This is a genomic window from Acinetobacter sp. GW821-FHT01E09, from assembly GCF_059422385.1.
The window spans coordinates 4,541,193-4,555,244 of record NZ_JBWKWU010000001.1; the positions used below are offsets into that span (position 1 = coordinate 4,541,193).

A 14,052-nucleotide genomic window follows, 5' to 3' on the forward strand; every position below is an offset into this window, starting at 1 on the left:
TTTACTTCACTTGTTTTGTCTTAATTTTTTTCTGGTTCAAACTTTCTCTAAATTGCTGCCATTGAAAATGTGGTCCAGGATCAGTTTTTCGTCCTGAGGCAATATCAGAATGTCCTGTTAAATGATGATCAGTTTTTGGATAAGCGTGTTGCAAAGTGGCAACCACATCAACCAGTTGTTGATATTGGATCGCTTCAAAATCGCGATCATCACTTCCTTCAAGCTCAATCCCAATTGAATAGTCATTACACTCAACTTTACCTAGATAAGCTGAACGTCCGGCATGCCAAGCTCGATCATTAAAATTAACAAACTGGATAATTTCACCAGTTCTTAAAATCAATAAATGTGCAGAAACCTGCATACCCTCAATGGTTTGAAAATAAGGATGCACTGACCAATCCAGTTGATTTTGAAAAAACTGTTCAATATAACCACCACCAAATTGTGACGGTGGCAAACTAATATTGTGAATCACAATCAGCTGAATCTCTGTATTTTCAGGGCGTTGATTATAATTGGGAGATGGAACTTGTCTTGCGCCAATCAATTGACCATTCACGACCTGAAACTGTGGTGCAGATTGCATATCTTATTCCTACAGAATTTTTCTATTTTCAATAAAGCTGATTTTCAATATTTTAGTGTACTCTTATCTGTATAAAATAAAAACTTCTTCAAACTTGCAATGACAGTGCTAATATATCGCTCAGTTTTTAAGGGTGACTAAAATAGGGATATCCATGAGCATACCTGAATCTTTGCTTGAACAATCTATTCAAATTAATATTCAACAAGCACTCCAAGAAGATATTGGTGATGCTGATATTACTGCCCTACTCACACCAGAAGATGAGCAAGCGACGGCTACGATCATTTCGCGTGAAGATATGGTCTTGGCAGGACAACCTTGGGTCGATGCACTAATCAAAGCGTATGATCCAAGCGTACAAATTACTTGGTTTAAAAATGATGGTGACTGGGTCAAAGCCAATGAAACCATTTATAAATTGGCAGGTTCTGCACGTAGTTTGCTGACTGTTGAGCGTCCTGCATTAAACTTTGTACAAACCCTGTCTGCAGTCGCAACCAAAACGGCTGAATATGTAAAATATCTAGAAGGTACAGCAACCAAATTATTAGATACGCGTAAAACTTTGCCGGGTTTACGGATTGCACAAAAATATGCAGTTGCTGTAGGTGGCGGTCAAAACCACCGCCTTGGTTTATTCGATGCGTTCTTAATTAAAGAGAATCACATCATGGCTGCCGGTGGTATTGCTCAAGCAATTGCCAAAGCGCATCAAATCGCACCAGGTAAGCCTGTTGAAGTCGAAGTTGAAACATGGGATGAACTGAATCAAGCACTTGAAGCCAAAGCAGATATCGTCATGCTAGATAATTTTAGCCAACAACAAATGATTGATGCAGTTAAACATGTTGCTGGTCGTTGTAAATTAGAAGCTTCTGGAAATATAACCCTTGAGAATTTAAGTCAAGTTGCACAAACGGGTGTTGACTATATTTCGATGGGTGTATTAACCAAAGATGTTAAAGCGATTGATTTATCTATGCGTTTTAATGCCTAATCACTCAATCATATGAGCCATGAAGCAGTATCTATATACTGCTTTTTTATTACAAAATATAACGATGAGTCAATAAATAATCAGCTAATTTTATGCAAAAGATCTTCTAAATAACAATCAAATTATGTGTACAAACAAAAGAGAGAAACAATGAAAAAACATATTTTATATTCAACACTATTCACATTATCTATTCCGATCCTGAGCCATGCAGACACAGTCAATGTGCATGTGTTAAGTGCAACAGTGAAAGATCAAAATATTGCCAATGCGGAAGTGATTTTGCAAAAAAATGGTGAGCGCTCTGCCTCAAGTTCTACCAATACAAGCGGCCGAGCCTCAGTCAATAGTAATACTATAGACAGTTCAGATAATTTACTGATTATCAAAAAATCAGGTTATTCAACACTGGTTGCAAAATGTCCATGTGATGGCATGACCTACGCCTTAAGTCCTGTACTCAAAGATCTCAACAGTATGCGAATTGTACTGAATTGGGGGGAAAACCCTTTAGATCTCGATTCACACTTAAGTTATAAAAATCAGCATGTATATTGGGACAGTAAACAAGGTTTGGCTGCAAATCTGGATGTGGATGACACCGACTCTTATGGTCCTGAAACCGTCACTATCGATAAACGTTTAGAAGGTCAATATTATGTGTATTCAGTACATGACTTTTCTAATCGTACTCAACCAACTACGACCAATTTATCCAATAGCCAAGCCAAAGTCATGGTCTATGCAGGTGAATCACTGATTCGTTCTTATTATATTCCAACTGGTCAAACGGGTAATCTATGGACTGTATTCCGCATTAGCCCTGAAGGTGAAATTCAAGACATCAATCGTATTTCAGGAACCACAGTTAACGCAAGCCAAGTGGGTTCAACAGTATCAAATTATCAAAATCAAACCACTCAGGTAAATATCGTTCCTGTCTCAGCAGATGCGCAAAAACGAGCCAAGACACTTAATTTAAGTGCGGATAAAGCCTATCAAAACAACCAGATTGAACAAGCTGCAATGCTCTATCAACAGTCTATCGACTACAATCCAAATGTTGGCCAAACCTATAGTAATCTTGCTGTTGCTTATCAAAAGCTCAATCGTTCCTCAGAAGCCTTATGGGCAAATCAAAAAGCCATTGCTTTGGCAACCAATAACAATACCAAAGCTTATTCTCACTATAATATGGGTAAAATCTATGAAAATAACCAAGATTATGCCCAAGCTAAGCAACATTACCAATTGGCCAATCAATACAAACCAAGCGCGACTTATGATGAAGCGATACAACGTGTAAGCCCGTAAAAAAATTGCCCAAAGGATATCTACATTCTTTGGGCAACTTTGAGGCTTTAGTTTGTTATTTTTTATTGATTAGTTTTAATTTTGCTTACAAAACGAGCAGTTTTTACATAGAAAAGCCGTCTGAATAAGCCTATAATCTTTGGCTTCCAATACATTCCTGTAATTAGGCCAATGAAGACTTTGAAACAACAAGTTTTGTTTTTACTTGTCGCTTTTTTATCTGTATTTGCTTTTTTCTTATACCAAGAAGATATCACGCGTTTCTTTCAATTACGTGACATCTATCTAAAACCACGTCTATATAAATATGGTTTTTCAATTCTCTTAAACTACGCCTTTATTAGTTTATTTTATTTAATCTTAAGAAAAACCTTTGCGACCATTTTACTCAGTCAATTTATTATTTTTTTACTGAGCTTTATCAATATCAAGAAAGAGCAATATCTTTCTGCAAGTTTGGTTCCTAGTGATTTTTTATTATTTAAAGAAACCTTTATCGCCTCTCCAGTCATGCTCAAAATTGCGGTCTTTGTAGCAATTGCAGTGTTTATTGGACTATTTGTATTTCTGTATAAAAAAGAGAAATTAGGGACAAAGCCTCTCCTCCTGACAAACAGCATTTTATCTTTTGCTATCCTTGGCTTCTTTATCACTGCGAATTTTAAAAATAATTTTAGTGAAGCTTGTGCCAACGCAGCAAAAAACTCAATTTGCCAATATGCAAAATATCTACCCAATACCCGTGGTGACTGGATCGGTGATCATTTAACCATTAAATATTTAGGTTTTTCGACCTTCTTTTTTTCCAAAACGGTTGATGGCTTAAATAATAAAATTTTCCAAACACAAGTCGTCCCTGAAGAAAAAGTTGCTACTTTTTATCAACCGATGGCGGTTGAACATGATGAAGAACCTACATCGAATCTAGCATCAGATGATCCGTCACAACAAAAACAATTGCCAAATATCGTTTTTGTGATGAGCGAGTCGCATTGGGATGCCAGAAAATTAGACAAAAGCATTCCACCTAACATCACCCCAACGATTAGTAAAAATCAGGTTTCTAGCTTATTGTCTCCAAGTTTTGGTGGAGGAACTGCTAACGTTGAGTTTGAAGTATTAACCAGTCTAAATACCTATTTAAATCATAATGAATTGGCTTATGTATCAAAATTAAAACGCCCAACTTATTCATTACCGATGTATTTAAATACATTGGGTTATGAAACAACTGCAATGCATAACAACGGCAAATATTTTTATAACCGTAGCGCAGTTTATCAAAATCTAGGTTTTAACCGTTTTACTTCAATTGAAAATATGATCAACATGGCTGACCGTGCTAAATATATTAATGCTGCGGGTTGGGCTACTGATGATTTAATTTATAACAGCATTGAAAATCAGCTTAAAAATACGGATAAACCGCAATTTATCTATGCGATAAGTGTTGAAAATCATCCAATGTACAGTGATGATCGCTTTGGTAAAGACCATTTTAAAATCACCAAAGATGGTGTGAGTGAGAACAGTAAACGCGCGCTGAATACTTATTTAACGGGTATGCAACGTGCTGACGATAAATTTAAAACCCTGATTGAGCATGTCAAACAGCTTGATCGCCCAACAATTGTGATTTTCTTTGGTGACCATTTACCCAACTTACAAAGCGTTTACGATGAGTATGGCTTCTTTAAATCAGCGCAAGAAAAAGCTGAGAAAAAAGATGTTCGCTTCTTTGAAACACCACTTGCAGTTTGGGCAAATTTCCCGATTGATCAAAAGCAATTTAAAGGGCCTTTTGTAGCGGCACATTTCTTAGCACCCAAAGTATTAGAAGCTGCGCATATTCCCCTTTCACCTTACTATGCTTTTGTAAATAAGGTGGGTTCTTGTTATAGCACTGTTCATCAAACAGGGACGCAAACGCAAAAATCTTGTGAATTTGATCAAACAGAGATTCTACAACAGTATAAAGACATGAATATGGATGTGCTAAATGGTAAGAATTTCACTTATCAGATGTTAAAATCAAAAGCTGAAAGCTAGTCCTATCCAAATGATTAAGAAGGTTCTCCAGAGTCTTCTTGATCATGCTGCTGTTCAGCATGTTGTTGCGGTTCATTATTTTTTGCGTCAAATTCTTTGCTTTCGAAATCTTCACGGCGTGGATCTCCAGCCATCAATACAAAGGTAATCACTGCGAATAGAACAATGAGTATTTTCATAAGCCTGCCATTTGCTAAAGTTTGAAATATTCTAAATATCGGTTGATGAAAAGATTTGTAGAGTCTGTATACGAAACAAGGGATTTCAGCTGATTTATGTATCTATTGAAGTAAATAGATGATTGGAATCTTAATCATGTAAGTTTGCGCAAATGATGTGGCCTTCTATCAACTAAAAATAAGGTGCAAAGCGCACCTTATTTAAATTATAAAAATTCAGCTATTTAAAATTAAGATTCTATAAATCCCATATAAGGGTCAGAAAATGAATCTTTACCCGTTTCAATACGCCCAGCAAAACGGCGTTTAAAGGTGCTATCGCCCTCTATTGTTACAGTAAAATCATACCAACCACCGAAATCAGACATATTCCAATTCAACTCCTTTTCTGTAGAAGCCGTTTCGATATTCCATGTCTTATTGGGTAGATAAGCATTGGCTTTCACTGTCAATTTTGCTGTTTTCGCAGCGTCATTACGAACTTTTAAATAGAGTTTAGGATCACACTCTTCAACACATACACGCACTTCTGGCAATGCATCTATTTGTGCAGACTTGACTAAATCTCCTGCAAAGCCACGATGGAAGCCATTTGGACCCAATACCCATAAATCATATAATCCATTTGAAGCGTTCCATACATCATCCAATTGCTTACCAGCTTCAACCATATAACGACGAGGAATCGCATCTAAATTCAATTTGTCATAAACATGGAAAACTGCGGCGTGTGTTCCTGTATTGGAGAACATTAACTTCACTGTTTTTGTTGCCACATCAACTTTCGCACTACTATGTAAAATATAAGGCAATGCCCGAGACAATCGTGTTCCTAACTCTTGAACAGGATAGACCTGACTTAAAGGGCGGGAAACTGGCGGCAATAACGCTTGCGCATTACGAATCGCATCTGCATCATTCTTGGTTTTTTTACCCATCAAGTCTGAAATAGCGGTGGTATTTGGATTTTTAAAGTCAAAAGCTGTGGTTAAATCACCACATACAGCACGGCGATATGGACTAATATTTGGTTCTTGCACGCCAAAACGTTGCTCTAAGAAACGAATAACAGACGAATGATCAAAAACCTGTGAATTTACCCAACCACCACGACTCCACGGAGAAATCACATACATGGGTACGCGTATTCCTGGACCATAGACTCCCACACCATTGCTGACTTTAGGATCGGTAAAGTTAGGTTGTCCTGCTGAAGCTTTGGGATGCGTAGCGTATTCATATGAGATTTGTTCATCACTCAAGGTGGTTTTACCTTGCATCACACCTGAAGTGTCTTTTGAAGGTGCGCTTGGTGATGGAACGTGGTCAAAAAAGCCATCATTTTCATCAAAGTTGACCAATAAAACCGTTTGACTCCAAATCGCAGGGTTTTCCGTTAAAGCGTTTAAAACTTCCTGAATGTACCAAGCACCTTGTACAGGGCTTGATGGTCCTGGATGTTCACTATAGGCCGCAGGTGCAACCATCCAACTGACTTGAGGTAATTGACCTTTGGCAATATCATCTTTAAATGAAGCAAGAAATCCACCATCAGGCATCGTATTGGCAATCCCTTTATACAACGGTTGTGTTGCATCAATTGCGGGATCATAAGCAGGACACGTGCTGTCATTGTTTACAGGTTTACCGGATAACTCATTGGCACGGCGATATTGTTTAAAGCCAGCCAAAGGATTGTCGGTAAAGTTATCGGGCATATTTTGATAAACTTTCCACGTCACACCCGCTTGTTGTAGGCGCTCAGGATAGGTGGTCCAATCATAGCCTGTGCTTGATGCACCAATACTGTCCAAGTCATTGACGACACTGGCAACACCCGCAGCTTTCGGACCATTTGAACCTGTCCATAAGAACATACGATTCGAATTGGTTCCTGTATGCATTGCACAATGATATGCATCACACAGGGTAAAGGCGTTGGCAAGTGAGAACTGAAATTCAACTTCTTTTTGTTTGTAATATCCCATAGATTGAGGTTGCTTATATTGTACCCAATTGCCCATACGGCCATGGTTCCAAGCAAATTGTCCATCAGTCCATGAGTGTGGCGTACCACTAACACGTTGTGCATTACCACGCGTACTGTCTAAATGATAGGGAAAGATTTTATTCTTATCTTTATCGTATTGTTCCCAAATCTTACGGTTATCGGATAGCGGAATGGTAAAACGATCACCAAAGCCACGAACACCTTTTAACGTTCCAAAATAATTATCAAACGAGCGATTTTCTTGCGTCAAAATGATGACATGTTTTACGTCTTTAATCGTGCCTGTTTCGACTTTAGCGTCAATGGCTAAGGCTTTTTGGATGCTGGCTGGAAAGCTGGCTAAAGCGGCTGTACCAAATATTGTTTTTGTTGAATTGACTAAAAAATCACGACGGTTCATCTCTATTTCCTTATTTTTTATTATGGTGCGCAATGTACTTTACACGCAGCGGGTGGCTGTGGATTCGTCGTTGAGCTTTCATTATCATCATTACAAGCACTGAGTAAGACACTCAGACTGGTCACTAAAATCAGCAAAAAATTTCGCATTGTCCTGTCCATGAAATAAAGGTAGGGATAGTCAATACAACTGCTATGACGCTAGAGTGAAGTTTTTATGGCAGTTTGATGAATATTTTTAAAAAAATGATAAATATCAAATATTTGTTTTAATTTATAAATAAGCGACTTAGCTTAAAACAATTTTATGCAATAAAAAACGCATCCGAAGATGCGTTTCTTTATAAAGATATATCAATATTTTCGAATTACCAACCAAGCGCTTCTTGTTGTTTTTTTACCAATTCCTGAATACCTTTTTCAGCCATTTCAAGCATCGCATTGGATTGAGCGCGGGTAAATGGTTTTTCTTCTGCAGTCCCTTGAATTTCAATAAACTCACCTGCTTGAGTCATCACCACATTCAAGTCAGTTTGACAGTTAGAATCTTCTTCATAACAAAGATCAAGCAATACTTCATCTTGATACATGCCGACAGAAATCGCAGCAACGAGACCTTTTAATGGATCATGCTTAATTTTCTTTTTCTCAAGAAGTACATTCATGGCGTCGATTAATGCAACCGCAGCACCTGTAATTGCAGCAGTACGTGTACCACCATCTGCCTGAATCACATCGCAGTCGATGGTAATGGTGTTTTCACCCAATTTTTTCAAATCTACCATTGCGCGTAAACTACGACCAATCAAACGTTGAATTTCTTGAGTACGACCAGATTGCTTACCGCGAGCAGCTTCACGGTCGCTACGTGTATGGGTAGAACGTGGCAACATGCCATACTCAGCAGTTACCCAACCTTGTCCTTGTCCTTTTAAGAAACGAGGTACTGAATTGTCAATACTTGCAGTACATAGCACTTTTGTATGACCAAATTCAACCAATACAGAACCTTCCGCATAACGTGTGTAGTTACGAGTAATTTTAACTTCACGTAATTGATCTAATGCACGTTGGTCGATACGCATAGTGTGTCCTTATTGGATTCAGAAATAATGCGGCTAAGTATAACAGATACTCTAGTGTTGGTTTTGTTACAAGATGGTGGTTTTTGAAATTGCTGAGTATACGTCGCTGACTGACAGATTGGTCCAAACCACTTGCATGCGACGGAGCATCATCTTAAAAAATAATTGGATCAATGTGAAAGTTTTCATACATCACGATGCCGAAATAAATTTATGCATAAAGTCGCCACACTACAAATCAATAATACTGCTGCCAAATTTTGTCCCCAACCAACCAAAACTAATCCCCCACCTAATAATAAATAATACATCAAGCCCAACAGTGCGCCTGCTGTACCTAAACATTCGGCATAGTGTTTAAGTGCTGTCGCAAGAAGATTAGGGATGGCAAGTCCATATGCAACCATGATCAACAGTACAGGAAAAATAAATAACCAACTCTTGATGGCTAGAGTGATACAGATCAAAACACTCCCCAAAATCGCAATCAATGCCGCAATGGACACCAAAGTATGGGGATTTACGTTTTTATTAAGCAAAGATTTATTCAGTAATGCGCCAAGAATGGCGCCTAAGGTCAAACACAGACCGCTCAATCCAAACACCCATGATGAGGCTTCTAATATTTGAAAATAGAAAGGAGACAACTGATAGTAAGCAAAAAGATTGATATTAAAAAGTGCAACCAAAAATGCGGTTTTCCAAATCTCATTATCTTTAAGCATGGCAATAAAAATATGAAGAATAGGAACTTTTTTATTGTTTTTAACAAGCGTCTCAGGTAGCTCAAATACACACCAACACATAAGCAGGATTGAAAATAGCGCTAAACCTAGAAATACACCTTGATATCCCCACCATGTTGTGATGAATGCGCCAAATACCATACCTAGAGCTGGACTAAGCGCAAGCAGAATACCAATGATGGAAAAAATCTTGACCAGCTCCTTGCCTTTGAAAGTATCTCGAATAATAGTTTGTGTTCCGATGGAACCCACAGCAGCGCCAAATGCCGAGAACATTCTGGCGATGATTAGATCATCAAAAGTACGACATAAAATCGCAGCAATCGAGGCAATAGCATAAATCAATAATCCACCCAATATCGATTTTCGTCTCCCTAAAATGTCACACATCTGCCCCCAAAAGACGATACCCAGCGCAAAGGCAATGAAATATAAAGAGATCGTTTGACTCGCCTTTTCAGAACTTATATGGAATCCATGTGCAATATGAGGCAGTGCTGGGCTGTAGATCGTCTCAACAACTTGGGGAAACATCATCAAAACAGCCAGTAAATAAAATATAGATTTCTTTAACATTTTCTTTTGAATACGTTTAATTGAACCATCGAGAAAAATAACAAAATCAAATTTTGAGAGATATAATCATAAAAGACATATTATTTATAAAATCGGACAAACAATGGCATGGTTAGCAGCGGATGCTGATTTTAATCCCGATCAACTTGGATTAAATGTGATCGGTATTGCTTCGGAAATTGCTCGACATGATTCGGGAGAACATGCCCACAAAATGGGACAACTGCTATTTACCAACAGTGGCAGTATTAGAATTACCTTATCTGGTCAGCTATGTATCCTGCCCCCTGCACATATCGCATGGATTCCACCAGACACAACTCATCGTGCTGAAATGAGCCAAGTGACTGGCTATCGCTCGGTATATATTAATACCGTTCAATACCCAGCACTTCCTAAAGAAGTCAAAGTCTTGCAAGTTAGTGCTTTATTAAAAGAAATATTGGAGAGAATCGCTTTCGCTGATTTTGATACGGACTGGAGCAAACGACCTTTTTTGGATTTATTTAATGTTGGATTGAATGAAATTGAAACTGCACCATCAGTATCGGTTATTCTACAATTTCCAACTGATCGTCGATTAAGAAAATTTTTAGGTACTGAGCTCCTACCGCATTTAAATGTGTTTGCAAATCTGGTTGGGCTCAGTGAAAAAACCATTGGCAGAATATTTTTACGCGAAACAGGTTTGAATTATCAGCAGTGGCGACAACAATGGCGTTTTCTGAAAGCGATAGAATTATTATCTAAAAATGAAAAAATATCCGTGATCAGCCATCACTTAGGTTTTTCCTGTGAGAGTGCCTTTATCTCCTTTTTTAAAAGAATATCGGGGAAATCACCAAGGATGTTGATTAAAAAAGATCAATCATGATTGGACCCGAAGCTGAATTTTAAAGTTGAGTTTTTATATTTTAAACAAAAGAACCTTGCCGCTCTCAACAAGGTTCTTTCAGACTTTCGCCACCACAAAAGGGCTTTGTAAAATAAAATCTAAGCAAACATCCCTTTCACTTTCTGCACTGATTGAGTAATGCTTGTGGTCCAGTGATTAGGTAAAGAACATTTCGCTAAACGTCCCCACACACTACCGAACTGTTTAAAGAAATTCGCTTCATTATAGTTAATGCCATATTCTGCACATAAAGCTTTAATTTTTGGAGCAGCTTCTGAATAACGATTGGCTGGCATATCAGGGAACAAATGATGTTCAATCTGATGACTTAAATTCCCACTCAAAATATGCAACCAGTCTGTTCCAGTAAAGTTACTTGAACCACGAATCTGACGTAAATACCACTCAGCACGGGTTTCATTTTCCACATTATCGGCTTCAAAAGTCTCTGCATCTTCAGTGAAATGACCATTAAAAATGACCGCTGAAGACCACAAACTGCGGATCACATTGGCAATGGCATTCCCAGCTAAAACAGGTAAAGCATTGGGTCCTGCAATCACAGGAAAAAACACATAATCTTTTAGAATTTGACGACGGGCTTTTTTACGAAATTTTGCCGCATCTGCCCAGACCTGCTTCCAGGTTTTTGTTTTATAGATCAGCGCATCTTCCAAATGTAAATTTTGTAAGCCAACATACCATTCAAAAAACACCATCAATTGAATCGCTAAAGGGATGTTAAACAAAAAGCGCGGTTCCCATTTTTGTGATTCACTAACGCGGAGTAAACCATAACCCACATCATGATCCTTACCCACAATATTGGTATAGGTGTGATGCACATAATTATGTGTGTATTTCCAATCATCACCTGTTGCCATGGTATCCCAGTCGTAATTTGCACCATTCAAACTTGGGTCATTTAACCAATCGAATTGACCATGCATGACATTATGACCCAGCTCCATATTCTCCACGATTTTCGAAATGCCCAGCAATCCCGTACCCACCACCCAAACAGGTGGAATCCATCCGCCAAACATCAACATACCACGTGAAGCAATTTCACTATAACGGACAAAATTACGGATTTTATAAATATACTTGGCATCTTGTTCGCCTAAACTGTCCATGATTTCACGACGGATTTCATCAACGCGGCGACCAAATTCTGCTGTTTGTTCTGGGTTTAAATGTTTCGATTTACTGTTTGGAAAAGTAACTGACATATTCATTGTCTTGCTCCTCAGCGCTTCATTTTTAGAAGCCTTAGCTGAATTTTGGGTACAACTTCCTACGCCTAGGTTCAACAGACCGAGAAGTTGTTTAAATTTATTGAAATGATTGTTTTAATTTACAGATTAATGACCACAGGGCTTATCGCTTGGCTGATACACAATTTGATCTGTGTATTTGAAGCATGGTCGATTTCACCTGTCAGCATATTTTTGGTCGAACCACTCACTTTGGTACAGGTACAGGTATTACAAATCCCCATACGACAACCATGAGTTGGCTTTAACCCCGCTTGTTCAGCACTTTCAAGTAGATTTGATTTCGCATCAAACTCTTGTTGTGAGCGTAAAAAAACAATCGGTTGTGCTTCTAAACTTTCATCTACCGCAATCTGGAAATATTCTTGTTTCAAACGATCTGTGATATTCAAATCTTGAAAAATTTGATTGATGCTTTGCATCATTGCACTTGCACCACACGCATAGCTTTGACGCTGTTGGAAATCAGGAACCAAACTTTCCAATAACTCGATAGTTAAATGTTGCTTTTGTTGAGCGGTATGAATATGGTGATAATTCAACAACCCATGTTGCTGATAAAGCTGTTCTAGATCTGTATCAAAAGCCTCATCACGACTAAAATAAATTAAATCAATTGGACGATTTGAATCTTTAAGTGCTTCAAGCAATAAAGAATGGATTGCAGTAATTCCACTGCCTGACGCAATTAATAACAATGGCGATGCGTCTTGAGCTAAAACAAAATCACCTTGAGCTTGTGACAGTTCAACAATGCTACCAAAAGCCATTTGGCTCAGTGCATTGGAGACTTTACCCTGCTGTTTCACAGCAATGATCATATCGCCATTATTCAAAAATTTAACCACAGAATAACTACGTTGTTGACGCACACCTGCAATTTCAACAGTGACAAGAACAGATTGTCCTGCTTTAAACTGTTGATGCTTAAAATTACGATTTGGACGTAATTGAATTTGATAAAAATCAGGGCTTAATGCACGAGTTTTAATAATCGTGGCTTTTACCTTTTTCCAAGCCCAAACAGGATTGATTTTTTCAGCGATAAAATCGACAAAATCCTCACGAACCCATTCTGGCTGATACTGCATATAGCTACTCATGTGACGTTCCTCTTTGTGCTTGCTATTTATTGAGTGAACAAACGTTCTTTTAGTGAACATATGTACACTATAATCATTTTTTAAATTCAGTCAACACCTGTACACTGACATTCGTCGTTTAATTTGTTTTTATTTTTGATAGACTCATCACAACAAAAATCTTTGGATACCAGAATGTCGATACGCGATGAACGAAAACAACAAAGCCGTCAGGCTTTACTTGATGCTGCTTTAACTTTAAGCACATCGGGTCGTTCATTTTCGAGTATCAGTTTGCGAGAAGTTGCCCGTGAAGTCGGTTTGGTTCCGACAGCGTTTTATCGCCATTTCCAAGATATGGATGAATTGGGTAAAGAGCTGGTGGATCAAGTTGCGCTTTATTTAAAGAATGTCTTACATCAATTAGGCAAAGGCCTAGCGCATCCTGAAGCGAAAACCAAAACCAGCATGGCGCTGTTTTTTGAGGCTGTAGACAGCAGTCCGCAACAATGGATTTTTATGATCGCGGAACGTTGGGGTGGTTCAGAGGTGGTGCGTAAAGCCATCGCCCGTGAAATTGACTTCCTGAATGATGACCTCGCCAACGCGTTAAAAAAGTTTGAAGTTATCGCAAATTTTCATGATGAGAATGATTTAAAAGTGATCACCAATATTTTGATTAATTTATCTTTTACTTGGGCAATGTCATGGATCAACTTATCTCGACAGTACTCTGGCATAGAACTTGAGTTGCAAAAAATGGTGCTTAAAAAACAATCGGTAACGCAAATCCGTTTAATTTTTAAAGGCATCGAAAATTGGGACCGAGATAAAGCTTAATTTATCTCCC

The 14,052-nt window shown here is 38.2% G+C and carries 13 protein-coding genes; 5 read left to right on the plus strand and 8 right to left on the minus strand.

What is annotated here, in order from left to right:
* Position 1: 1 nt before the first annotated feature.
* Complete coding sequence (ampD, locus tag AC07U8_RS20770) at positions 2-589, minus strand: 1,6-anhydro-N-acetylmuramyl-L-alanine amidase AmpD (RefSeq protein ID WP_494738543.1); 588 nt, start codon at positions 587-589, stop codon at positions 2-4.
* Positions 590-743: 154 nt separating this feature from the next.
* Here ampD and nadC point away from each other — a divergent pair, with 154 nt between their 5' ends.
* The 3 genes from nadC (at position 744) to AC07U8_RS20785 (ending at position 4,952) form a co-directional block, all read left to right on the plus strand.
* Entirely contained in the window at positions 744-1,589 is an 846-nt protein-coding gene (gene nadC / locus AC07U8_RS20775; protein ID WP_419263722.1) for a carboxylating nicotinate-nucleotide diphosphorylase, read from the plus strand.
* Positions 1,590-1,739: 150 nt separating this feature from the next.
* On the plus strand, positions 1,740-2,903 hold the full coding sequence (locus AC07U8_RS20780; RefSeq protein WP_419263720.1) for a DUF2135 domain-containing protein: 1,164 nt from the start codon (positions 1,740-1,742) through the stop codon (positions 2,901-2,903).
* A gap of 171 nt (positions 2,904-3,074) precedes the next feature.
* Complete coding sequence (locus AC07U8_RS20785; RefSeq protein ID WP_419263718.1) at positions 3,075-4,952, plus strand: LTA synthase family protein; 1,878 nt, start codon at positions 3,075-3,077, stop codon at positions 4,950-4,952.
* Between the two features lie 14 nt (positions 4,953-4,966).
* On the opposite strand, the gene AC07U8_RS20790 is transcribed toward AC07U8_RS20785, so the two are convergent.
* The 5 genes from AC07U8_RS20790 to AC07U8_RS20810 form a co-directional block, all read right to left on the minus strand.
* Entirely contained in the window at positions 4,967-5,131 is a 165-nt protein-coding gene (locus tag AC07U8_RS20790) for an ABZJ_00068 family colistin stress protein (RefSeq protein WP_004723523.1), read from the minus strand.
* A 230-nt stretch (positions 5,132-5,361) separates the two neighbouring features.
* On the minus strand, positions 5,362-7,542 hold the full coding sequence (locus tag AC07U8_RS20795) for a phosphocholine-specific phospholipase C (protein WP_494738544.1): 2,181 nt from the start codon (positions 7,540-7,542) through the stop codon (positions 5,362-5,364).
* 20 nt (positions 7,543-7,562) lie between these two features.
* Positions 7,563-7,691: a hypothetical protein gene (locus AC07U8_RS20800; protein ID WP_262087376.1), complete on the minus strand. Its 129-nt coding sequence runs from the start codon at positions 7,689-7,691 to the stop codon at positions 7,563-7,565.
* 218 nt (positions 7,692-7,909) lie between these two features.
* Positions 7,910-8,626 (minus strand): ribonuclease PH, encoded by a 717-nt coding sequence (rph, locus tag AC07U8_RS20805; protein ID WP_004723527.1) that lies wholly within the window; start codon positions 8,624-8,626, stop codon positions 7,910-7,912.
* A gap of 185 nt (positions 8,627-8,811) precedes the next feature.
* Complete coding sequence (locus AC07U8_RS20810; protein WP_096735422.1) at positions 8,812-9,948, minus strand: Bcr/CflA family efflux MFS transporter; 1,137 nt, start codon at positions 9,946-9,948, stop codon at positions 8,812-8,814.
* A 103-nt stretch (positions 9,949-10,051) separates the two neighbouring features.
* Here AC07U8_RS20810 and AC07U8_RS20815 point away from each other — a divergent pair, with 103 nt between their 5' ends.
* Positions 10,052-10,822: an AraC family transcriptional regulator gene (locus AC07U8_RS20815; protein WP_096735423.1), complete on the plus strand. Its 771-nt coding sequence runs from the start codon at positions 10,052-10,054 to the stop codon at positions 10,820-10,822.
* A gap of 119 nt (positions 10,823-10,941) precedes the next feature.
* On the opposite strand, the gene AC07U8_RS20820 is transcribed toward AC07U8_RS20815, so the two are convergent.
* Both AC07U8_RS20820 and AC07U8_RS20825 read right to left on the minus strand, forming a co-directional pair.
* Positions 10,942-12,081, minus strand: coding sequence for a fatty acid desaturase family protein (locus AC07U8_RS20820; protein ID WP_494738545.1), 1,140 nt, complete (start codon positions 12,079-12,081; stop codon positions 10,942-10,944).
* Positions 12,082-12,200: 119 nt separating this feature from the next.
* Complete coding sequence (locus tag AC07U8_RS20825; protein ID WP_494738546.1) at positions 12,201-13,223, minus strand: ferredoxin reductase; 1,023 nt, start codon at positions 13,221-13,223, stop codon at positions 12,201-12,203.
* Positions 13,224-13,397: 174 nt separating this feature from the next.
* Between AC07U8_RS20825 and AC07U8_RS20830 the strand changes: the two genes are divergently transcribed.
* On the plus strand, positions 13,398-14,042 hold the full coding sequence (locus tag AC07U8_RS20830; RefSeq protein ID WP_209828850.1) for a TetR family transcriptional regulator: 645 nt from the start codon (positions 13,398-13,400) through the stop codon (positions 14,040-14,042).
* Positions 14,043-14,052: the final 10 nt, after the last annotated feature.